The organism is Capnocytophaga sp. H4358 (assembly GCF_002302515.1).
GTDB lineage: Bacteria > Bacteroidota > Bacteroidia > Flavobacteriales > Flavobacteriaceae > Capnocytophaga > Capnocytophaga canis.
Genome location: NZ_CP022380.1, coordinates 2,227,924 through 2,251,814 on the forward strand (window position 1 = coordinate 2,227,924; position 23,891 = coordinate 2,251,814).

At 35.5% G+C, this 23,891-nt stretch carries 21 protein-coding genes; 19 read left to right on the forward strand and 2 right to left on the reverse strand.

Annotated elements, in window-relative coordinates; genetic code table 11:
• Window positions 1–229 precede the first annotated feature (229 nt).
• From CGC49_RS09435 to CGC49_RS09505, 14 genes are all read left to right on the forward strand, one after another.
• Entirely contained in the window at window positions 230–3,028 is a 2,799-nt protein-coding gene (locus CGC49_RS09435) for a 2-oxoglutarate dehydrogenase E1 component (RefSeq protein ID WP_095912484.1), read from the forward strand.
• A gap of 89 nt (window positions 3,029–3,117) precedes the next feature.
• Window positions 3,118–3,573: a hypothetical protein gene (locus CGC49_RS09440; protein ID WP_157909032.1), complete on the forward strand. Its 456-nt coding sequence runs from the start codon at window positions 3,118–3,120 to the stop codon at window positions 3,571–3,573.
• Window positions 3,574–3,595: 22 nt separating this feature from the next.
• Window positions 3,596–4,120, forward strand: coding sequence for an HXXEE domain-containing protein (locus CGC49_RS09445; RefSeq protein ID WP_095912486.1), 525 nt, complete (start codon window positions 3,596–3,598; stop codon window positions 4,118–4,120).
• Between the two features lie 88 nt (window positions 4,121–4,208).
• On the forward strand, window positions 4,209–5,162 hold the full coding sequence (locus CGC49_RS09450) for a DUF4299 family protein (RefSeq protein WP_095894208.1): 954 nt from the start codon (window positions 4,209–4,211) through the stop codon (window positions 5,160–5,162).
• 27 nt (window positions 5,163–5,189) lie between these two features.
• A complete protein-coding gene (gene odhB / locus CGC49_RS09455) occupies window positions 5,190–6,407 on the forward strand; it encodes a 2-oxoglutarate dehydrogenase complex dihydrolipoyllysine-residue succinyltransferase (RefSeq protein WP_095894209.1) in 1,218 nt (405 codons plus the stop codon).
• 245 nt (window positions 6,408–6,652) lie between these two features.
• Window positions 6,653–7,147, forward strand: a complete 495-nt coding sequence (gene tpx, locus CGC49_RS09460; RefSeq protein ID WP_042010060.1) for a thiol peroxidase — start codon at window positions 6,653–6,655, stop codon at window positions 7,145–7,147.
• A gap of 121 nt (window positions 7,148–7,268) precedes the next feature.
• Window positions 7,269–9,689, forward strand: coding sequence for a DNA translocase FtsK (locus tag CGC49_RS09465; RefSeq protein WP_042010057.1), 2,421 nt, complete (start codon window positions 7,269–7,271; stop codon window positions 9,687–9,689).
• Between the two features lie 196 nt (window positions 9,690–9,885).
• Complete coding sequence (locus CGC49_RS09470; protein ID WP_095912746.1) at window positions 9,886–10,524, forward strand: outer membrane lipoprotein carrier protein LolA; 639 nt, start codon at window positions 9,886–9,888, stop codon at window positions 10,522–10,524.
• A gap of 60 nt (window positions 10,525–10,584) precedes the next feature.
• The gene (locus CGC49_RS09475; protein WP_095912487.1) at window positions 10,585–12,024 is read left to right on the forward strand and encodes an LptF/LptG family permease; all 1,440 of its coding nucleotides are present in this window, start codon (window positions 10,585–10,587) and stop codon (window positions 12,022–12,024) included.
• Window positions 12,021–13,142: a lipid-A-disaccharide synthase gene (gene lpxB, locus CGC49_RS09480; RefSeq protein ID WP_095912488.1), complete on the forward strand. Its 1,122-nt coding sequence runs from the start codon at window positions 12,021–12,023 to the stop codon at window positions 13,140–13,142. The genes CGC49_RS09475 and lpxB overlap by 4 nt, the downstream gene beginning before the upstream one ends.
• Window positions 13,143–13,592: 450 nt before the next feature.
• Window positions 13,593–14,384 carry a glutamate racemase gene (gene murI / locus CGC49_RS09490; RefSeq protein ID WP_095912490.1) on the forward strand — a complete coding sequence of 264 codons (792 nt, stop codon included), beginning with the start codon at window positions 13,593–13,595 and terminating at the stop codon, window positions 14,382–14,384.
• 27 nt (window positions 14,385–14,411) lie between these two features.
• The gene (locus CGC49_RS09495) at window positions 14,412–15,557 is read left to right on the forward strand and encodes a DUF5929 domain-containing protein (RefSeq protein ID WP_095912491.1); all 1,146 of its coding nucleotides are present in this window, start codon (window positions 14,412–14,414) and stop codon (window positions 15,555–15,557) included.
• The gene (locus tag CGC49_RS09500) at window positions 15,554–16,276 is read left to right on the forward strand and encodes a metallophosphoesterase family protein (protein ID WP_042010041.1); all 723 of its coding nucleotides are present in this window, start codon (window positions 15,554–15,556) and stop codon (window positions 16,274–16,276) included. The genes CGC49_RS09495 and CGC49_RS09500 overlap by 4 nt, the downstream gene beginning before the upstream one ends.
• 457 nt (window positions 16,277–16,733) lie before the next feature.
• A complete protein-coding gene (locus CGC49_RS09505; RefSeq protein WP_095912747.1) occupies window positions 16,734–17,297 on the forward strand; it encodes a 5-formyltetrahydrofolate cyclo-ligase in 564 nt (187 codons plus the stop codon).
• Between the two features lie 4 nt (window positions 17,298–17,301).
• Here the strand turns inward: CGC49_RS09505 and CGC49_RS09510 are convergent, their stop codons facing one another.
• On the reverse strand, window positions 17,302–18,066 hold the full coding sequence (locus CGC49_RS09510; RefSeq protein ID WP_095894511.1) for an MBL fold metallo-hydrolase: 765 nt from the start codon (window positions 18,064–18,066) through the stop codon (window positions 17,302–17,304).
• A gap of 184 nt (window positions 18,067–18,250) precedes the next feature.
• Between CGC49_RS09510 and CGC49_RS09515 the strand changes: the two genes are divergently transcribed.
• The 5 genes from CGC49_RS09515 to rodA all read left to right on the forward strand — a co-directional run bounded on the left by CGC49_RS09515 (window position 18,251) and on the right by rodA (window position 22,289).
• Window positions 18,251–19,705 carry a nicotinate-nucleotide adenylyltransferase gene (locus CGC49_RS09515; protein WP_042010038.1) on the forward strand — a complete coding sequence of 485 codons (1,455 nt, stop codon included), beginning with the start codon at window positions 18,251–18,253 and terminating at the stop codon, window positions 19,703–19,705.
• A gap of 22 nt (window positions 19,706–19,727) precedes the next feature.
• A complete protein-coding gene (locus CGC49_RS09520) occupies window positions 19,728–20,054 on the forward strand; it encodes a YtxH domain-containing protein (protein ID WP_095894216.1) in 327 nt (108 codons plus the stop codon).
• A gap of 9 nt (window positions 20,055–20,063) precedes the next feature.
• Window positions 20,064–20,429, forward strand: coding sequence for a hypothetical protein (locus CGC49_RS09525; protein ID WP_095912492.1), 366 nt, complete (start codon window positions 20,064–20,066; stop codon window positions 20,427–20,429).
• Window positions 20,416–20,664: a DUF6327 family protein gene (locus CGC49_RS09530; RefSeq protein WP_095912493.1), complete on the forward strand. Its 249-nt coding sequence runs from the start codon at window positions 20,416–20,418 to the stop codon at window positions 20,662–20,664. Before CGC49_RS09525 ends, CGC49_RS09530 begins: the two co-directional genes overlap by 14 nt.
• A 335-nt stretch (window positions 20,665–20,999) precedes the next feature.
• On the forward strand, window positions 21,000–22,289 hold the full coding sequence (gene rodA, locus CGC49_RS09535) for a rod shape-determining protein RodA (protein ID WP_042343195.1): 1,290 nt from the start codon (window positions 21,000–21,002) through the stop codon (window positions 22,287–22,289).
• 99 nt (window positions 22,290–22,388) lie between these two features.
• Here the strand turns inward: rodA and rlmD are convergent, their stop codons facing one another.
• Window positions 22,389–23,801, reverse strand: a complete 1,413-nt coding sequence (gene rlmD / locus CGC49_RS09540) for a 23S rRNA (uracil(1939)-C(5))-methyltransferase RlmD (RefSeq protein ID WP_095894218.1) — start codon at window positions 23,799–23,801, stop codon at window positions 22,389–22,391.
• Window positions 23,802–23,891: the final 90 nt, after the last annotated feature.

Here is a 23,891-nt window from a genome sequence, read left to right on the forward strand (position 1 = left end):
TATCAATTTTAGTCTACTTATAAAAAATCAAAATGAAACGAAATTGAAAAAGCAAAAAAATGAAATTTTTATAAAGAACCGCTGTCTTTGTAACATGTTGATATATAGAATTTTGAATAATTGCTAAAAAAAACATAAAAAATATCTGTTGAAAAGTCATCAAAAAAAATCGGAAATTTGAAAGTAAGTTATATCTTTGTACTTCATTATTACGAATAACGTTTTTTATATGGACAAATATTCTTTTTTGAATGCCGCAAGTACGGCTTATTTTGGAGAATTATACGAAAAATATCTTGAAAATCCGGATGCAGTAGAGCCCAGTTGGAGAGCTTTTTTCCAGGGATTTGATTTTGCACAGGAAAACTATGGAGGTAGCTATGACCAAACCGTACAGGTGATGGCTCAAAGCGTGGATACAGGCAATAGTGTAGCTTCTGAAAAGTTGCAAAAAGAGTTCAAAGTGCTGAACCTTATCAATGCGTATCGCACCTATGGGCATTTGTTCACTAAGATAAATCCGATTCGCGAACGTGAGGCATATGTTCCGAATTTGAACATAGAAAATTATGGTCTGTCAAATGCGGACTTAGATACTACTTTTGATTCGGCTAAAGAGATTGGACTGCAACCTACTTCTCTGCGTAATATTATCAGTGCTTTAAACGATATTTATTGCCGTTCCATTGGAGTGGAGTACACCTACATCCGTGAGCCTGAGATCCGTAAATGGATTGAAACTCGACTATTCAGTAACAACAATAAAACCCAATTTTCAAAAGAAGAGAAAATACAGATCTTGAAAAAACTCAATGAAGCTACTTCTTTTGAAAACTTTTTACATACGAAATATGTAGGGCAAAAACGTTTCTCTCTTGAAGGAAACGATGCTCTAATTTCAGGATTGGATTTTCTGATTCAGAGTGCTGCAGAGCAAGGAGTGGAGCATCTGGTTTTAGGAATGGCTCACCGTGGGCGTTTGAATGTGTTGGCGAATATTTTCAATAAAAATCCGCAAGATATTTTCTCTGAATTTGACGGAAAAGACTATGAAATGGAAGATAATTTCGATGGTGATGTGAAATATCACTTAGGGATTTCTTCGGAATTGGTTACCAAATCGGGTAAAAAAATTAACGTAAATTTAGCTCATAACCCTTCACATTTGGAAACTGTAGGAGCTGTTATTCAGGGTATTGCACGTTCTAAACAAGATAGACTTACAGCAGGAGACCGCAGTAAAGTGTTGCCAATCGCTATCCATGGAGATGCAGCGATTTCAGGACAAGGGATTGTTTATGAAATTATGCAAATGTGCCAATTGGACGGATTTAAAACAGGAGGAACAGTACATATAGTGGTTAACAACCAAGTAGGGTTTACTACCAACTATACAGACTCTCGTTCTACGACGTATTGTACTGATATAGCGAAGGTTTCTTCTTCACCCGTATTACACGTAAATTCAGATGACGCTGAGGCAGTAGTACATGCTTTTCTCTTTGCGTTGGATTTCCGTATGCAATTTGGTAGTGATGTGTATATCGACCTGTTGGGATACCGTAAATATGGTCATAATGAGGGAGATGAACCTCGTTTTACCCAACCTAAGTTGTACAAAATTATCGGCAAACACGACAATCCTAGAAATATTTATGCAAAACAACTTATTGAAGAGGGCGTTATTACCAATGACTTTGTAACCCAAATTGAAATGGACTATAAGTCAGTGTTAGACATGCATTTAGAAAATTCTCGTAAGGAAAATCTGACTGTTATAAAACCTTTTATGCAAGATGAATGGAAAGGATTTGAAATAGCTTCTCGCCAAAAAATGTTAGAGAAATTCGATACTTCTTTTGACCGAAAAGATTTGGATGAGTTAGCGAAAATTATAACAGAACTTCCTGCTGATAAGAAATTTATCAATAAAATCACAAAAATTATTTCCGATAGAAAAGAAGCGTATACAAATGATAATATAGATTGGGGAACAGCTGAGCATTTGGCATTCGCGACTCTACTTTCGGAAGGATTTGACGTTCGTCTAACGGGGCAAGATGTGGAGCGTGGAACATTCTCGCACCGTCATGCTGTAGTCAAAACGGAAGATACGGAAGAAGAAATAACTTTACTCAACGAACTTAAAAAACACGATAAATTCAATAAAGGTTCGTTACATATTTATAACTCTTTGTTGTCCGAATACGGTGTTTTAGGGTTCGAGTATGGCTATGCGTTGGCAAGTCCAAACACCTTAACCATTTGGGAAGCTCAATTTGGAGATTTCTCCAATGGGGCTCAGATTATGCTTGACCAATACATTAGTTGTACGGAGGACAAATGGAAAAATCAAGATGGTGTGGTTATGTTACTGCCTCACGGGTATGAAGGACAAGGTTCTGAGCATTCTTCTGCACGTATTGAACGTTACTTGCAGTTGTGTTCTGACAAAAATATGTATGTAGCCAACTGTACAACCCCTGCGAATTTCTACCACTTGTTACGCCGTCAGATGAAGACGAATTTTAGAAAACCGTTGGTGGTGTTTACGCCTAAGAGTTTGTTACGTCACCCACAGGTAGTTTCAAAGGCTGAAGATTTAGCTAATGGACATTTCCAAGAGGTTATTGACGACCCAATAGCTGATGTAAATAACGTAAAATCAGTGGTGTTCTGTTCAGGACGTTTCTATTATGATTTATATGCTGAGCGTGAAAAATTAGGCAGAAACGATGTAGCACTAATCCGTATAGAGCAGTTGTTCCCATTACCAGTGGATCAAATTAAAGCAGTGTTGAGCAAATACAAAAATGCAGACGACTACGTTTGGGCTCAGGAAGAACCTAAAAATATGGGAGCATACGGCTATATGTTGATGTTCTTTGATATGGTTCAATGGAGATTAGCATCTAATACCGTTTATTCAGCTCCTGCATCAGGAAGCCATACCCGTGATAGAAAACGCCATGCCGAAGCGATCGCAATGGTTTTCGACAGAAAAGCGGATGCGAAAAAGAATTTTTAATATTTTGTAGGGATGTCACATATCCCTACAAAATTTGGTAAACTGTATGCCACCGTATATTCAAATGTTCGTTTAAAAATACTTGAACTATGAAAGAAATAAAGTTCTTTAACTTTGGTAATGTGAGAAGTTTTCGCTTTTGGTTATTTGTATTTTCAGGTATCGCAATGGTGATGCTTCTTCTTGAAAGGTTTTTTTTAGAAGATTCAATACTGAGACCGTACATACGAGTATCAGCATATTTGGGATTCTCCTTATATTATCTGACTCCCTTTCTTTATAGAAATTCTGTTGAGTGGAATAAAAGAGGAATTACCTTAAAGTTGAATACGCTGGTTTTCTCACGAACGTTTTCTTTTGAAGATATCAAATCGGTTGAATTTTTGGAAAAAGAGCTGAGAGTTACACGCCACGATGACGTAGTACGTAGGTTGGATTTGACAGGTATTACACCAGAAAGTATCGAAAGGTTGAAAGCTGTTTTTCAGCAACATTATGTGAAATTTCGTGTAGAACAAGATTTTCAAGAGCCTATAATTTGTTAGTTTGATAGGGTTCTGTTTCAAAATGAGTGATTTAGATAAAATAGTAGTGATATTTCCTGTCGTGTTTATGCTGCATGATTTTGAAGAAATCATAGGTTTTGAATCGTGGTTGAAAAACAATAGGGAAGAGTTGGCAAAACGTTTTCCTAGAATAGAAAAAAGATTCGACAAAGGAGGAATGTTTCTACTATCAACCTCTACGTTTGCCTTTGCAGTGTGTGTCGTTTTTGTTTTGGTATCCTTGATGAGTTTTATTTCTTTGTATTTGGGTATTTATCAATGGTGGTTTGTAGTATTTTCAGCTTTTTTTGTACATTTGTTCATTCATATAGGACAATGGATAGTTTATAGGAAGTATATTCCTGCTATTATTACATCGTTTTTGTCGTTGCCTTATTGTTTTTACGCTTTTTATGTCGTTTTTGAGTATAGTGATTTTTCCGTTGCGGAAATGCTATTTTGGATGTTTTTAGGTACGATTTTAATGTTAATAATTGTTCCCTGTGTACTTAACCTTGCAGGAAGATTACAAAAAACTTTAAGTTGAACTTACGTCCAAATCGGTAAAGATTAAAAAAACAATTTTACAATCGTGCAGAAAGATATCAGGAATTGAGGATAAAAAATAGTTGATCATGAGTAGGAGTTTTTACATTAAAAACACAGAAGCACCCCGAGTGATGAGTCCGAATGAGATTTTGTCGCTCCAGCCACCTACTTTTATTCAGTACGATGTTCATGATGAAGAGGAGCATTTTTTAGATGTAATGAACTCACCTATTGATCATTACGGAAGTATGTTGATGGGAGAAGAGTTTGTGAGTGGACGAGGATTTGAAGTTTGTTATCAAGCCGAATTAAATAGTTATCAGGTGCGGGTTTTTACTCCGAGTACCAAAGCTGATTGGCAAGGTGCGTTTGAATTTATAGTAAATTTGGCAAGATATTTAGGAGTGCAAGTGGTTGATGAAGAGGATACTACATACCAAGCCGATAGTATAACGTATGATTATTTACGAGACATTGAGTTTGGTATTCAATGCTATGAAGGAAGAGAGGGGCAATATATTTTTGGGGTCAATTATCCAATGTGCCTGAATGGAGAAATGATAGACAGATTATTGTCTGCTGATGATAAGGCGACGTATTTCAGCGAAATGGTGGAGGCTCATCAGTATGTGGATGCCTATTTCGCTAAACAACGATTCTATGAAAGTAGTTTAGATAAAAATGAAGGTATTATTGGTGTGTATGCTTTAACGGAAGATTTACCAACCATTTTACCCTATGAATATCCACCCTTTATTGATATTACCAAAATCTCACTCAACCAAGAGGATATCAGTCGATGGCGTATTTCATTAGTAACGATTGAAGGTGATGAGGACGACCCTAATAGTTATAAAGTCATGGGTGATATGGATTTTAAAACCTTTTTGGAACGACTTCCAGAAGAAAAAATCGAGAAATTGGACGGGCATTATATGATTGTTGAACTTTCAAAATCGGATATGCAAGACATTATCTATCAAAAATCAGAAACAAGCAGTTTGTTTGGAAAAATAAAGAATTTATTTAACAATAATTAATATACACATACTTAAAACTAAGATACTATGTTAGAGATGAAAGTTCCCTCGCCGGGGGAGTCCATAACGGAAGTTGAAATTGCACGTTGGTTAGTGAAAACGGGAGATTATGTATCTAAAGATCAAGCTATTGCTGAAGTTGATTCGGATAAGGCTACTCTTGAACTTCCTGCCGAAGCCAGTGGTATTATTACGCTTCAGGCAGAGGAAGGGGACGCTGTCAAAGTAGGGCAGGTAGTCTGTTTGATTGATACCTCTGCTACTAAGCCTACCGAAGGAGTTGCTAAAGCAGAAACTAAAAAGGAGGAGCCAAAGAAAGAAGAAATTAAACCAGTGGCTGCTTCCGTAGCTGAAAAAACGACATACGCTACTAACGCACCAAGTCCAGCAGCTCGTAAAATATTGCAAGAAAGAGAAATACCTGCCTCATCTGTGAAAGGTACAGGCAAAGACGGACGCATCACTAAGGAAGATGCTCTTAAGGCTTCAAAACCATCTATGGGAACTCCTACAGGAGGTTTACGAACCGAAACAAGAGCTAAGATGTCGATGCTTCGCCGTAAGGTAGCCGAGCGTTTGGTGAGTGCTAAAAATGAAACTGCGATGCTTACTACCTTTAATGAAGTAGACATGACGGCTATCTACGAACTTAGAAGCCAATACAAAGATGCTTTTAAAGATAAGCATAATGTGAATTTAGGGTTTATGTCTTTCTTCACCTTGGCAGTAGTTCGTGCGTTGAAAATGTTCCCTGATGTAAACTCAATGATTGACGGACAAGAGAAAGTTACGTATGATTTTTGTGATATCTCCATTGCCGTTTCAGGCCCTAAAGGACTGATGGTGCCTGTTATCCGTAATGCTGAAAACCTGTCATTCCGAGGAGTAGAGGCTGAAGTAAAACGCTTAGCACTACGAGCTCGTGACGGGCAAATAACTGTAGATGAGATGACTGGAGGGACGTTTACGATTACTAACGGAGGCGTTTTCGGATCAATGTTATCTACTCCAATAATCAATCCACCTCAGTCGGGAATTTTAGGAATGCACAACGTGGTGGACAGAGCCGTTGTTAAAAACGGACAAATCGTTGTAGCTCCTGTGATGTATGTAGCTCTTTCGTATGATCACCGAATCATTGACGGACGCGAATCGGTAGGGTTCTTAGTAGCCGTGAAAGAAGCTCTTGAAAATCCAGTTGAAATCCTAATGAATGGTAACATAAAAGCAGCTTTAGAGTTGTAGAACTCTAAAATATTAATAGTTAAACCTCCTGAAAATAACGTTTTAGGAGGTTTTCTGTTTGTTGATTTAGAGTTTTGTTACTTTTGACAGACATAATTATCTCTTGTGAAAATTTCTGTTTGCGTATCCGAATGTATTGATTATAATGTAATCCTTTCCCAATTAATCCTCCTAAAATTAAAGTTTGGTTTTTGTTTTTTTTTACGTACCTTTGCGGTTACGGATTAAAAAACAGAATAATTATTATGGCTACAATCACTTTTAAGGGAGGAGCGGTTCATACACAAGGTGAACTTCCACAAGTAGGGGCAGTAGCTCCTGATTTCAAAGCAGTAAAAACAGACTTATCAGAGGTTTCTTTACAAGATTTTAAGGGTAAAAAACTGGTTTTAAACATATTTCCAAGTATAGATACGGGAGTTTGTGCCACTTCTGCACGTAGATTTCATCAAGAGGTTGCTGCATTGGATAATGTTGTAATAGCTTGTATTTCAAAAGATTTACCTTTTGCTTTCAGCAGATTCTGTGCAGCTGAGGGTATTGATGATTTGGTAATGCTTTCCGATTTCAGAGGTGAATTTTCTCAAAACTATCACGTAACATTTACTGATGGCCCTCTCAAAGGTTTGCTTTCGCGTTGTATCGTTGTTATTGATGAAAAAGGGCATGTTATCCACAACGAACAAGTTGCAGAAACAGCTAACGAGCCAAATTACGCAGCTGCTTTGGCAAAATTGTAGTTTTAAAATATAACATGTAGAACAAACATAAGTGTCATCAAGTTGAAAAATCTCACGTAGCTTTTGTAGGCTTTTGCGTGATGATTTAACTTTTCAATCTGCTACCTATTAAACTAAAAAAATGTCACAAAAAAAACAAAAGGACTCCGATAAAAAAACTAAAACAAAGACGGATAAAGGCAAACAACGGAAATTAATTTTCGGTGTTGTTCTTACTTTTGTTTCACTGATGCTTATTGTAGCTTTTGTGTCTTATCTTTTTACTTGGCAAACCGATCAAAGTGTTTGGTTGGCTTTAGGGGATAGACAGCAAGAAGCTCAGAATTTGGTGAGTAAAATTGGAGCTTTTTTGGGACATTTTTTTATCTATAAAGGATTTGGAATTGCGATGTTTATTCCTGCAGTATTGGCTTTTTTGACAGGTTTAAAACTTTCATTCGGATTGCGAATGCCTCTTTTCAATCGATGGTTTTGGGGAATTTTGTGGATGATTTTTATTGCTACTTTTTTCGGTTTTTTTTCAGGCAAAGCTAGTATTTTGGGAGGTATTTCAGGTTACGAAATCAATCATTTTGTTCAAGATTACATTGGGGTGTTTGGGACAGCGTTACTACTCATCTTATTTCTATTACTTTATGCTATTTTGAAAGCTGAACTTACGCCCGAAAAAGTGAGCAAAATGTTTCAGACAGTTTTCACTAAAATCAATCAAGTCAAAATTTCGGATACTTTAAGTCCCTCTAAACTAGTAAAGAAAGTAGCTGTTCCAGCGAATCCTGAGGAAAATAATGATGATTTTTTGAAGTCAACAGATGTTAATAATGAAAAGATCTTTATTGACAATAATAAACCTGACGAAAAATTAGATGTATTCACTCATAAAAAAGAAATCCCTTTCTTGACAAATGAAGAGAATGAAGAAAATTTCTTTATAACCAATACTCCTTCTGAAGAGTTGGATCTGCAAGTAGAAAAACCAAAGCAAAGTGAGGAAGTTGATCCTGAATTATTAGCTAAAAAATTGGTTGAAAACTATGGAGAATACGATCCACGTTTGGATTTGAGTGACTATCGTTTTCCTACCATCGAACTTTTGAACGAGCCCAAAGAAAGTGGTATTATTATCAATCAGGAGGAATTGGAGGAGAATAAAAATACAATCGTTCAGACCCTTAGAGATTACAAAATTGAAATATCACAGATAAAGGCTACCATTGGTCCAACGGTTACGCTCTATGAAATTGTCCCTGCTGCGGGGATTCGCATTTCGAAAATTAAAAATTTAGAAGATGACATAGCTTTGTCCTTAGCAGCTTTGGGTATTCGTATTATTGCACCGATTCCAGGAAAGGGGACTATTGGTATTGAGGTTCCGAATAAGAAACCGACCACTGTTTTTATGCGTTCCATGATTACTTCGCCCAAGTTTCAACACTCGGAGATGGAGCTTCCTGTAGCATTCGGAAAGACCATTAGCAACGAAACCTTTGTAGCTGACCTCACTAAGATGCCCCATCTACTGATGGCTGGTGCTACAGGGCAAGGTAAATCTGTGGGGCTTAATGTTGTACTCACATCTTTACTTTACAAGAAACATCCTGCCGAGGTGAAATTTGTATTAGTAGATCCGAAGAAGGTAGAACTGACTTTGTTCAACACTATTGAACGCCATTTTTTAGCAAAACTTCCTGATAGTGAAGAAGCTATTATTACGGATAACAAAAAAGTAGTCAACACGCTCAATTCTCTTTGTATAGAAATGGATAATCGTTATGAGTTGTTGAAAAATGCAATGGTTCGTAACATCAAAGAGTACAACGCAAAATTCAAAGCACGGCAACTAAACCCGAATGAAGGACACCGATTTTTGCCGTATATAGTCTTGGTGGTTGATGAGTTTGCCGATTTGATTATGACGGCAGGTAAAGAAGTGGAGTTGCCCATTGCGCGATTGGCTCAATTGGCACGAGCCATTGGTATTCACTTGATTATTGCAACGCAACGTCCATCGGTAAACGTTATCACAGGGATTATTAAGGCAAATTTCCCCGCTCGAATTGCGTTTCGTGTAACCTCGAAAATAGATTCAAAAACGATTTTAGACGGTTCGGGAGCCGAGCAGCTAATAGGTCGTGGAGATATGCTTTATACTCAAGGGAATGAGCCTATTCGTATCCAATGTGCTTTTGTAGATACCCCTGAAATCAATCATATTACAGAATATATTGGAGCTCAGAAGGCTTATCCCGATGCTTACTTATTACCTGAATATGTAGGTAGTGAAAGTGAAGCTACGGAGTTGGATTTTGATCCTGCTGACCGCGATAAATTATTTAGAGAAGCGGCTGAAATCATTGTTAATGCACAGCAAGGTTCGGCATCGCTCCTACAGCGTAAATTGAGTTTAGGATATAATCGAGCAGGACGTATTATTGATCAGTTGGAACACGCAGGAATTGTGGGGCCTTTTGATGGAAGTAAAGCCCGAAAGGTACTTGTTTCTGACATCGTATCGCTCGAAAATTTGTTGAATGGACGTTAATTTTGGAACGGAAATTGGTATTCATGGTAGTAAGTCGTTAAAGAGCATCGTTTTTACGTAATTTTGTACTCGGCCATAGAGAAGGATTAATAATTTATTAATGAGATTTTTTTGTGGTTTGATATGAAACGGTTCTTTCGGAGTATCTTACGTATGAATCCACATTATAGTAATAATTATGAAAAACATCAAAAAAATGAAAAAAATAATAATTTCGATTATCACTTTATGTAGTTTTGTGGCTCAGGCTCAGAACGCTAATAAGGCGAAGGCTTTATTAGATGAGGTGTATAACAAAATGACAAGTTACGACAATATTTATATTGAGTTTCGGTATAATTTAGATAATATTTCCGAAAATATTAATCAAGAAATCAAAGGAAATGTAACTTTGGCTAAGGATAAATATGTTTTGAATTATATGGGAGCTACCAAAATATATGATGGTAATAAATCATATACTATAATTCCCGAAAATGAGGAAGTTGTAATCGAATCAACATCGGAAGAGGAAACTTCAATTACGCCTTCAAAAATGTTAACATTTTATAGAAAGGGATACACCTACAAATGGGATATTGAACAAAATGTACGGGGCAGAAAGATACAATATGTGGAACTTAAACCTCAAAAAACATCAGATGTAAAACAAATTTTATTAGGGATTGATGTTCAAACAAAGCATATTTACAATCTAATCGAAATTGGGAAAAACAATACGAAAACCACCATCACGGTCAATACGTTCAAAACCAATCAACCGATTCCAGCAAATTTGTTTAAATTTGATAAAGAAAAATATAAAAAAGAAGGATATTACATCTCTGAATTGTAGTTTCACCTCAGGAAATCAAATACGATGTGAGATGTCCAAATAAGTAGTAACGTACACATAATGAAAATATTAGATCGATATATTTTGACACAGTTCCTAAAGAATTTTTTAGGAACTCTTTTCGTTTTAATTCTGATATTTATGTTCCATACTTTGTGGACATATATCGACGATTTAGCGGGTAGAGGTTTGGAGATGTGGATTATAGCTAAGTTTTTAATATTTTTCATTCCGCAATTGATTCCGATCATTTTGCCGTTGGCGGTGGTGGTTTCTTCCATTATGACCTTTGGAGCATTTGCTGAAAATTACGAGTTTGCAGCAATGAAAGCATCAGGAATTTCGGTGCAACGAGCCATGCGACCTTTGTTGGTTTTTATGGGATTTCTGAGTTTATTTACTTTTTTTTTAGTAAATGTAGTAATTCCAGTGTCTTATACTGAATTGTTTGACCTACGCCGAAACATCGCCAAAGTGAAGCCTGCCATGGCAATTGCTGAAGGAATTTTTTCAGATATAGGTGATGATATCAGTATCAAAGTTGATAAAAAATCAGGTAAAAATGATGAATTTTTAGAAAAGGTGGTTATTCATAAAAAATCACCTGACCGTGTGAACAGGACTGTAATTATTGCAGAACGAGGTGAGTTAAAAAATGTTAAAAATAGTGATTTTTTGCAACTTATCTTGGAAGATGGTAATTATTACGAAGATATCAAGACTCAAACTTATGCCCAACAACAGCGTTTCCCTTTTGCGAAAGTACATTTTGATAAATATGTCATCAATATTGATCTTTCCCATTTGAACAATGTTGATTTTAATGAGAAAACCAATATTACTACTTATCGAATGATGAATGTTGGACAATTGAACTACGCTATAGATTCATTGCGGAATGACTTTAAACAACATATAGCTGATCATGGGGGGAGTATGATGCGTCGTACAGGTATTTTTCTACCTGAAAAAAATATAAAAACTTCTGAGAATAACAATGTTGAGGATATTTCAGAACTGCTAAACCTATTCGAAACTCACAAAAAACGGCAGATATGGGATATGGCTGTTAGCAATGCTCAAAGTCAGTATGATAATTTAGATTTCAGGCAGCGTGACATTGAATATCGTTACAAAACATTAAACCTCCATATTCTGAATTTGAGTGATAAGTTTGCCTTGACATTTTCTTGTTTTGTATTGTTTTTTGTGGCGGCACCGTTAGGTGCATTCATTCGTAAAGGAGGATTGGGTTTACCCTTTGTAGTGGCAATGGTTCTGTTTTTATCTTATTACTTTATAAGTTTGTTTGTTAAGAATATAGCAGAAAATAACACGGTAAGCCCTGTCATTGCACCATGGTTTTCTACGTTGATTTTACTTCCTTTAGGAATATATCTAACCATTCGTGTTACTACGGATAAAGGGTTATTTCAATTTGAAAAATTACATAAATTGTTTGATTTCCTCAAACGTAAACAACAATCCAACAAGAGATGAAATACTACATCATAGCAGGTGAAGCATCGGGTGATTTACATGGAGCCAATCTGATGAAAGCACTTATTGCCAAAGACTCCAGTGCCGATATACGTTTTTGGGGAGGAGATAAAATGAAATCCGTTGCAGGAACCCTTGTCAAGCACTATCGAGATTTGGCTTTCATGGGTTTTTGGGAAGTTATCACCAATCTGAAAACTATTTTAAAGAATATCGCTTTTTGCAAAAAAGATATTCAGGATTTCCAACCAGATGTACTGATTTTCATTGATTATCCGGGTTTTAATATGCGTATCGCTACGTGGGCGAAGCAGCAAGGTTTTCAAACACATTACTATATTTCGCCTCAAATTTGGGCGTGGAAAGAAAATCGTATAAAAGCCATTAAGCGCGACATAGATTTTATGTATGTGATATTGCCTTTTGAAAAAGATTTCTATGAAAAAAAACATGCTTATCCTGTTCATTTTGTAGGACATCCGCTTTTAGATGCTATAGCTAATCGTGAACCAATAGATCCGCATGCGTTTAAGGTAGCAAATAATCTAGACCAACGACCCATTATCGCTTTACTTCCCGGAAGTCGAAAACAAGAAATCGCCAAAATGCTTTCAGTGATGCTTTCAGTAGTGGATTATTATCCTGATTATCAGTTTGTTATTGCAGGAGCTCCATCACAAGATTATGGTTTTTATCAGCAATTTATCAAAAATAATAATGTATATTTTGTTAGTGGAAAAACTTACGATTTATTATCCGTAGCCACTTGTGCATTGGTGACCAGTGGAACAGCTACTTTGGAAACAGCTTTGTTTAATGTCCCAGAAGTGGTTTGTTATCGTGGTAATTGGCTGTCATATCAAATTGCAAAGCGAGTGATTAATTTGAAGTATATTTCGTTAGTAAATCTTATTATGGATAAACCTGTAGTTACAGAACTTATTCAAGAGGAGTTGAATACCAAAAATTTACGTTTTGAAATAGATAAACTCTTAACTCCAACACATCGCGATAAGTTACTGCAAGACTATATGGATTTACGAAATCAATTAGGGGGAAGTGGAGCAAGTCAAAAAACGGCTGAATTGATTCTTTCGAATCGAATTAAGGAGAGATAAAGCATTTACAATAGGAATATAATTAACTTAGTGAGATCATTAAGGACTGCTTCAGAAGGAAAAAACACTTTTTTCTTTCTCAAGACTTTATAGTTCATTGATTATACCAAATTTATTATATACTTCTAAAAAGATACAGAGTTATACAAGGGTAAAATTCAACTCGGTACATAAGAAAAGAGTAGTAATTGAGTCTATTATAGAATTTTTAAAACAAGGTCATGCTTTTCACAAAGGCGTAATAGGCGAGACAGTCAATATGCTATTACTCAGAGGTATCACTCAACAGCAAAAGAATGATGAACAGACCGAAATCATCTTTTTGTATTATGGTTTTCTGTTGACGCTGAACAGAAATCCTCTAAAGATTTCTACTACTTTTCAAGAGAGAATAAGTAAAACGAAAACTCTTTATTTCGTTTTTCAGGTAAAAAGTGTTACTTTTGTGTTATGAAAAAACAAGCTCCTATTGGATTATTTGATTCGGGTGTTGGAGGAACCACCATTTGGAAAGAGGTCGTAGCATTGATGCCCAATGAGAACACCCTATTCTTAGCAGACAATAAAAATGCTCCTTACGGCGGAAAAACGAAGGACGAAATCATTGCTTTATGCGAAAGAAATACAGAGTGTTTGCTCAATAATAATGTGAAAATCATTGTTTTAGCCTGTAATACGGGTACGACTAACGCTATTTCCTATCTTCGTGAAAAATATAGACATATACCTTTCATAGGTATTGAACCAGCTATTAAACCTGCAGCCTTGGGAAGTGTCACTAAAAAAATAGGAGTGTTAGCTACTCAAGGGACGTTGACGAGTGAATTATTTCAGAAAAATAGCAATAGTTTAGCACAAAATAACGGTATTGAATTTATTGAAAGGGTAGGAGAAGGTTTGGTAAAACTCATAGAGTCAGGCAAAATTAATAGTCCTGAAATGACGATTTTGCTCAAAAAATATTTGTATCCAATGGTAGAAGAAGGAATAGACTATCTGGTGTTGGGATGTACTCACTATCCGTATTTATTACCTCAAATTAAGCAACTTATCCCCGAAAATATTCAAGTGATTGATTCTGGATATGCCGTTGCTAGACAAACTAAAAACATACTCAGTCAAAATCAATTGTTAAATGGTGCCACTGAAAAGCCGAAGCACCGTTGGTTGGCTAACGGAAATATCGAAATTTTAAAAGAATTTGCTCCTGATCGTAATGATTTGGAAATAAGTATGTTGTAAAGTATCTCAAAATAAAGTAACACTAATATGATAAATAAGCGCTTACTAATTAAGAACCTATTAGCTCATAGCGACGAAAACAGTTTCTATGATCGTAAGCGTTTCATCAATTTGAGTGATCGTGAAGGAAAGGCTAAGTTTTTGAAAATAGTTTGTGCTTTAGCCAATTCGAATCCCTATAATAATGCGTTTATAATTGTTGGTGTTGAAGATGAATCACGCTTAATTTTTGGGGTGGATTTTTTCGATGACAGCCATATTCAAAATCTGGTCAATTCCTATTTAGAAAATCCCCCATCAGTAATGTATGAAAATATTATTTTTCCAGATATTGCTGAAAATAAAGTGGTTGGTTTGGTTACAGTACGATCATCTCAAAAAATATGTTCTTTATCAAAAGGTGTGTGGAAATACCCGAAAGGAACCATTTTCAAACGAGAGGGTAGTAACAGTAAAATTGTTGATAAAACCTTTAAAATAAGCGATGTAAACCTAAAAACAGTTCGGCAAATAGAAAAACTTTCAAGTAATAATATTCAACATACTCTTGATGCCACAATCCATTTTTTAAATCACCGACACAAGGATTTACAGGCTTTTTATCACGTTTTCAGAGAACAATTTGTGCTATGTTACGCAGGGAAACCAGAGCGTGTTGATGGAAAATTATTTTATTCAAGAGTTGATATTGAGCTGATTAACGAACAAGTACAACTGTTTTTTTCTGCCTTGGATTTGGTTGAAATCCATATTCAAGCAAATTCATTCCAAATTACGGAATATATCGAATTAGCAACTGATTTTTCACAAAAATACCACCCATTGGAAACACTCACCATCGAGTTTTTTAATAATGGAACATACAAAATACATCAAAAGTTGGTCTTTATTCCTCCTGCGTATAATCTTGAAAAATCGGCTCTTTTATGGGACGAGTATATGCCCATAGTTAAAAATATAATAGAGGGGAATGATTTGAATAACAGTAGTTTGAATAAATTAAAACTGCTACCATCCACTTTTTTGACGTGTTATTTAAGTGGTTACATACAGGCCAAAGAGTTATTAGAAGAAACTCGGTTCAAATACAGAGAAATAGATAGGGAATCCTACCCCGCTTTAAAGCGGACACTTCGCATTATGCGTAAATTAAAATACAATACTCACAGATGAGAACATTAGTAATAGGTGATATTCACGGAGCATATAAGGCATTGATTCAAGTACTTGAACGAGTGAATATTCAAGATCAAGACAAATTCATATTTTTAGGAGATTATGCTGATGGATGGAGTCAGACACCTCAAGTTATTGATTTTTTGATAGATTTTGGTAAAAAATACGATTGCACTTTTCTCAGAGGGAATCATGATGATTTGTGTTTAGATTTTTTGTCTGGAAAATCAATGGAAAAGATGTGGTATTTCCACGGAGGAGATGCTACCGAAAAAGCCTACGAATCCATCCCTGAAGAAACCAAGCAAAAACATATCGATTTTTTGAAAAAGTTGTCTAACTATCAGTTAGATAGCCAAAATAGATTGTTTGTTCACGCAGGGTTCACTAATTTGAGAGGAGTAGAGTATGAATATTTTCCCAAGGCATTCTATTGGGATAGAACTCTTTGGGAATTAGCTATTTCGGTAGAAATGTCGCCTGAACAAATTCGTTATCCAAATAGATTGAAACTCTATTCCGAAATTTTTATAGGACATACACCTACTGTTCGTTTCGAAACCGACAAACCTATGTCTGCTAACAATGTATGGAATATTGATACGGGAGCGGCGTTTAAAGGGCGTATTACAGTGATGGATATCAATACCAAGGAATTTTGGCAAAGCAATCCTGTTTTTGAGCTTTATCCCGAAGAAATGGGGCGAAACAAGTAAAAAAACATATTTTCGTTTTTTTTGAAGTTTAATCCAAACTTGCATGATTTTCTCTCTAATTTGAGCAGAAGAGTTTCTGAAATTGAAAAATAATGTATGTTATTTGGAGAGTTTAGGCAATAGGTTTATTATTCAGTAGATTATAAAAGAGTCTGATTATTGATATTTTCTTCGATTAAAGGTAGGAGTGTTTTTGTAGGTTAAACACATCAAATAATATTTTTAGAGCTATTATATTTAAACCACATAGAGACATAGTGTTAATTCTATGTCTCTATGTGGTTTAAAATTTAATTTACGGAAACTTAATGTTTTTTTACTAACTTTCAAGTTCAAAAAAGGTTCGAGTAAACGAATTAAAGGTTCATAATTTTCGTGTCTTTAATGTCCTATTTTTAACTAATTAATGAAATTATTTGCTTTTTTTGTATATTTGCTAATTCCAAAAACATGTTTTATGGACAAAAAAGAGTTAAGGAATTATTACAAACAACTTCGAGCAGGTCTTTCAGAAGAAGAGCGTGAGCAAAAAAGTTTACAAATAGCCAATCAATTATTGAAAATGCCTATTTGGGATAGGGAAAATTATCATATTTTTCTTCCGATAGCCAAATTGTTTGAAATTAACACCGAATATATTTTACATATTCTCCATGGAAAAGATAAAAATATCGTATTACCTAAGATAGATGAAGAAAGCGGGAGGTTAAAGCATATTTTACTCACAGAGCAAACTATTTTGCGACAAAATCATTTAGGAATTACAGAGCCTTCCAACGGATTTGAGGTGCAATCTGCTCAAATAGATGTGGTGTTTGTTCCGTTACTGGCTTACGATCAAAAAGGGAATAGGGTCGGGTATGGAGGTGGATTTTATGACCGATTTTTATCAAACTGTCCTGTAACTACTTTAAAGGTAGGTCTATCATTTTTTCTCCCTGAATTAAAAATTGAAGGGGTTTTCTCAACTGATATTCCTTTGGATTACTGTGCTACTCCCGACGGATTTTTTAGATTTTAAATACTTATATATTGTTTAAAATCAGATTGTCATAGGCCAAAAAAACGTTTTCTGGTAGTTTTTTAGACACCTCGTCATGAAATCCAAACGTTTGACTGATATGGGTGAAATAGGTCTTTTTTGGTTGTACAATACGGATAATTTCCAAAGCTTCATCCAAGTTTAAATGTGTGGGGTGAATCTCCTCACGTAGGCAATTTAGCACCAAAAGATCCAGTCCGTGAAGTTTGTCTAATTCGTTGTTTATTATTTTTTTAGCATCCGTAATATAAGCGATATTTTCAATTCTATAGCCTAAAATTGGTAAATCACCATGCATCACATGAATTGGCTGAATAGTTTTTCCATAAAACTCAAATGACTCATTGTTTACCTCATTGACAGCTACTGATGGAGCTCCTGCATACCGATTTTCAGTGCGAAAAATATAGTCAAAACGTTGTCGCAGTTCAGAAATCACACGCGGTAAGGCATAAATCGGCATGTCGCCTTGTTGATATACAAACGGACGAATGTCGTCAAGCCCAGCAGTGTGGTCGGCGTGTTCATGCGTAAAGAGAATTGCTTCCAAATGGTTAATTTTGTGAGTGAGCATTTGTTGCCGAAAATCGGGGCCGCAGTCAATTAATAGATTTATATTGTCCCATGAGATAAGGGCAGAAGTTCGTAATCGCTTGTCTTTGTGGTTTTTACTTAATCCTACAGGATGATTACTTCCAATGACGGGAATCCCCTGTGATGTGCCTGTTCCTAAAAAAATAATTTTCAAAGCAAAAAAATTTACGACAAAAATAGGAATTTTCAATAGAATTTCCTATTTTTGTGCAAATAGTTTTTTAAATGAGGCTAATCCTCTGTTTTAAAGAGGGTGTGTGCCGTGTTTTATATAAAAGAAATTAAAGTATTTAGGAAATAGAGGTGATATTAACCTGAAAAAATAAAAGCATAAAAAAATGAGCGTCATAATTCAAGGAGATAAGGATATAGCCATTGAAGATGTACCTTCGACTTTAGCCAAGGCATTGCGTATTAATTTGAATGAAAATATTTACGGAACTTTTGCTGAAATTGGAGCAGGTCAGGAAACGGTACGCCATTTTTTTAGAGCAGGAGCAGCTTCGGGGACTATTGCTAAGGCAATGAGTGCCTATGACAAGGAGGTAAGCGATGCTGTGTACGGAGTGGAAGAAGATGGACGTTACGTAACTGAAAGCCGACTTAAAAAAATGTTGGACTATGAAATCAAACTCATCGAAACGCGTTTGACGAGAAATAATCACCCCAACAAGGTGTTTTTCTCTTATGCCAACACCGTCGCAACTATTGATTTTTCAAAGCGTTATAAAGGACATGGTTGGGTGGGTTTGCGTTTCCAAACCAAACCTCATGGAGCGTATAACGAAATCATTTTGCACGTGCGTTTTCACCAAACTGAAGCCAGAGCACAACAAGAAACCTTAGGAATTTTGGGAGTAAATCTCATTTATGGAGCTTTTTATAAGACCTCAAAGCCTAAAAAAATATTGAAATATTTATACGACCATATTGATAAGGACTTGATTGAAATTGATATGATAAATTTCTCAGGCCCTGATTTTGAGGATGTAGATAATCGATTGATGAGTTTGCAACTTATCAGAAATGGAATGACAGAAGCGGTGATGTTCGGACCTGACGGGAATAATATCCTTCCTGCGGAACATCTTTACAAAAAAAATGTGCTGACTTTGCGAGGAAGTTTCAGACCCGTGACCAAGGTCAATATGGATATGTATCAAAAATCTTTGGAGATGTTTTTGGCAGAAAACAAGGTCAATCCGTCTCGCACTGAGGTAATTTTTGAAATTACACTGTCGAATTTGATAGCCGAAGGGGAAATTGACGAACAGGATTTTATGGACAGAGCCAAATTGTTGTGTTCCTTAGGTCAAAAAGTATTGATTTCTAATTTTAAAGAGTATTATCGAGTGGTAGAATATTTTTCAAATTATACTCGTATGCGAATGGGGTTGGCGATGGGAGTGAATAATTTGATTGCGATTTTCGATGAAAAATATTACCGACATTTGAGTGGAGGTATTTTAGAGGCATTTGGAAAATTGTTTTATCGCGATATTAAAATATATTTGTTCCCGATGAAAGACCCAGAAACAGGTCAAATCATCACCAGTGAGAATTTGCGTGTGCATCCACGTATGAAAGAATTGTACAAGTTTTTCAAATTCAACGGAAAAGTGGTGGATATTGAGGGATATGATGAGGCACATCTCAACATATTCTCTCGAGAAATTCTCTCGATGATTGAGAGAGGTGAAACCAATTGGGAGGAATTACTGCCAGGTGGGGTTTCCGAAATCATCAAAGAAAAGCAATTATTTGGCTATAAGCCACAAAAAACAGAATGTTAAACCTTTAAAAAAATAAATTATTATGGCAAAGACAGGAAACGTATTATTAGCATTAGTTACAGGAGTAGCTATTGGAGCAGGAGTGGGAATTCTTTTTGCACCTGACAAAGGGAAAAATACTCGTAAAAAAATCAAAGATTCAGTAGATGAGACAACACACAAGTTGAAGGAAAAAATTGATCATTTAACGCAGGAGGTGAAGTTAAAAACAACTGAAATCAAAGGTTCTTTGGAGGAAAATATGGACAGAGTCTTGTCCAAATCGAGTTACAAAGCTGAAGATGTGATTACTTTTTTAGAAAAAAAATTAGCAGCTTTGAAAGAGGCAAACGCTAAGTTGCAAAAATAAAATAAGTTGATGAATAACATAAAAGAGGCTTTTAAAGAACTCCCCGATAGAGGAAATGAAGTATTAGAAACAAATGTTTCTTACTACAAGCTGTTTGTTTTCAGATTTATAGCGAAAACTTCTTATGGGCTATTATCCATTTTGGTATTGGGTATGATAAGCCTATTGGTATTGTTTTCACTCTCTTTCGCGTTTGCCTATGCCATAGGAATTTGGATTGGCAACATTGCCTTAGGGTTTGTTGTTATGGCACTTTTTTATTGTTTGGTGATGTGTATTGCCTATCTTTTCAGAAAGAAAATGATTGAAAGACCTTTATTGAGGACTCTTTCAGAGGTATACTTTAAAGCGGGAGAAGAAGATGAAGAGAAATAGAATTTATCAATCTTTTGAGGAAATTGAAAGTGATTTAAAAATCTTGAGACTCAAAAAAGAAATTGACTGGTTGCAGTTGAAGAACAGTACTTCAAATTTTACGGATAGCTTAGCTCCTAAGAATTTGATGGCTAGTGCTTTTTCAAACGTAGGAGGGAGCTTTTTCAAACCAAAAAGTCGTTGGTTTGGTCTTATTCTGAACTATGCTTTGTACTATTTTTTCAAAAAAAAGTAATTATATAAAGAGTTAAAAATTTGAGGTTTCAATTACATTCCATTCGGATATGTAGTCGGAACCTCATCGTTATAAAGGTAATTTTAGAAAATATTGTTCATATTTCAATCAAGGTCATATTCTTCTATTTTTTTTGCGCAAACTGTATCGTGGTATTCATATGGAATCCAAATAGGGGGTAACGATGAAAATACTAAGTGAATTTATGTTTTTCAATTATATAGCGGATTACTTTGTGTAAAAATAGAATAAAACCAGACACAGATTCAATGTATGTCCGATAAAAACGTAAATCTATTATTTAGAAAAACAAAACAACTTTCAAATTAGATTTTATGAAACAAAGCCTTATAAAAAATTTAGATTGGTTATCCGTTTTTTGTTATATATTATTGGTTAGTATTGGTTGGATAGCTATTTTTTCAACTACTTATAATGAGGCTGAGGTAACTTCTATTTTTGACCTTGATCAATTTTACGGAAAACAAACGCTTTTTATTGGGCTTGGACTATTGCTTATTGTTTTTATTCTGGCAATAGATTCAAAATTTTACGAAAATTTTTCTTTTGTATTTTATCTTATTTCATTAGCTTTATTAGCGGGACTATTTGTTTTAGGAAAGAAAACCAACGGAGCTTTATCGTGGTATGCTATTGGGTCTATCACTGTGCAGCCCAGTGAGTTTGCTAAAGTAGCCACAGCATTGTTTTTCTCAAAGTTTTTGAGTGATATTCATACTAACATACAGAATTTTAAAGATCTTTTTAAGGCAATACTTATTCTGGCATTACCCGCTATTTTAATTCTTCTGCAACCTGATGTAGGGAGTTTACTGGTTTTTTTTTCCTTAACATTTGTACTGTTCCGTGAAGGTATGCACGTTGCTTTGTTGTTCTACATGGTGTTGGTAGCCATAGTTTTTATTATAACTTTGAAATTTGGTGTGCTTTTCGCTGTAATCATCTGCTTATTAATGATTGGTTTCTACGGATTTTGGTATAAAAGAAGAACCAATAGAATTCCTTTTCAGAATATATTTATCCTTTTGTCGGTTTGTTTGCTCACATCGTTTTCCACATCGATTGTATTTGATTCGGTTTTGAAACAGCACCACCGAAACAGGTTGAGTTTATGGTTACGTATGGAGCAAGACCCTCAGAAAATCAGTGAGATGCGTCGTGACTTTGGCTATAATACCTACATGTCCGAATCGGCAATTACTTCAGGAGGAATCTTTGGAAAAGGATTTTTAGAAGGTACTCGTACTAAGGGGAGTTTTGTACCAGAGCAACATACGGATTATATCTTTACCACTTTGGGCGAGGAATGGGGACTGGTAGGTACGCTCACAGTGATTGTGATTTTTACTTTTTTGCTTCTTCGCTTGATTATTTTAGCGGAACGACAACGCTCCAAATTTAGCCGAATTTATGGTTATTGTGTGGCATCAATTTTGTTCATGCATTACTGTATAAATATAGGTATGGTGATTGGATTGATACCTACCATAGGTATTCCATTACCTTTTTTCAGCTATGGAGGTTCAGGGCTATGGGCATTTACTATTCTTTTGTTTATATTTCTACGCTTGGATGCTAATCGGGTTAATGATTGGATTAAATAACCGAAAACTTTTGTGCAAGGTAAAATAGACTGAATACTCTTATTTTATTTTTAGATGAAAGGTTTAATCACGAATCTCCAAAAGTATGTGAATTATAAACTATATTCTTTTTTCCAATAGAACCACATTTTCAACATGATGCGTTTGAGGGAACATATCCACTGCTTGTACTTTAGTTACTTTGTACATTGCATCCATTAGAGCTAAATCACGAGCTTGGGTTGCACTATTGCAACTTACATACACCACTTTTGGAGGTGCAATGCTTAAAATTTGAGTAACAACATCTTTGTGCATTCCATCACGTGGTGGATCGGTGATAATAACATCGGGTGTGCCATTTTCCTCTATAAATGCTTCGTTAAAAACATTTTTCATATCTCCCACAAAAAATGAAACGTTGCTAATATTGTTGTTTTTAGCATTATCTTTAGCGTCGGCAATCGCTTCTGGAACAGCTTCAACACCAATCACTTTTTTTGCTTTTTGGGCAACAAACAAAGCAATGGTTCCCGTACCAGTGTACAAATCATACACCAATTCATTACCTTTCAATTCCGCAAAATCACGTGCTACTTTGTAGAGGTTATATGCCTGTTTCGAATTGGTCTGATAAAACGATTTAGCATTGATTTTGAATCGCAATCCTTCCATTTCTTCGTAGATGCAATCACGACCTTTATAGCATATCACCTCTTGGTCATAAATTGAATCGTTTTGCTTTCCGTTAATGATATACTGCAAGGAGGTGATTTGTGGGAAACTTTCAATTATGAAGTCTAACAATTGCTCTCGCATTTTCCTGTTTTCTTCGAAAAACTGAATAACGAGCATAATTTCCCCAATCGAAGTAATGCGAATCATCATTGAACGCAGAAAACCTGTTTGCTGACGAGGGCTGTAAAAAGGCATCTCGTTTTCAATAGCAAACTGTTTTATTTTTAGTCTGATTTCATTGGAAGGGTCTTCTTGCAGGTAACATGTGTCAATATCCAAAATTTTGTCCCATGCACCTGAGATATGAAATCCTAATCCGTTGCGATTGTCAATCGTTTCCACTTTTTTGATTTCTTCAGGGGTCAGCCAACGAGTGTCAGAAAAAGAGAATTCCATTTTATTACGGTAAAAATACGGATTTTCAACCCCTAAAATAGGTTGCATTTCAGGAATTTCAATGCGTCCTAAACGTTTCAGATTGTTTTCTACCTCCTTTTGTTTGTAGAATAGTTGATGTTGATAGCTCATATTCTGCCATTTGCATCCACCACAATAACCAAAATGCGAACAGACCGGCTCAGTGCGTTTGTCCGATTTTTTATGAAACTTGATAACAAATCCCTCAAAATAAGCAGTTCTTTTCTTGGTGGTTTGTACATCAACAACATCTCCAGGAATAGCATCCGACAAGAATATAACGCGTCCATCAGGAGCTTTTGCAACGCTTTTTCCTTTAGCCCCTGCATCAATTACTTCAACGTTTTCGAATATGATATTTTTGTTTTTTCGACTCATAAGGAGGCAAAGGTACGGAATAAATTGAAATGGGCAAACAGGACATTAGTCGGGAGGCAATTTTCAGAATAATTGTTTAATGATATGTTT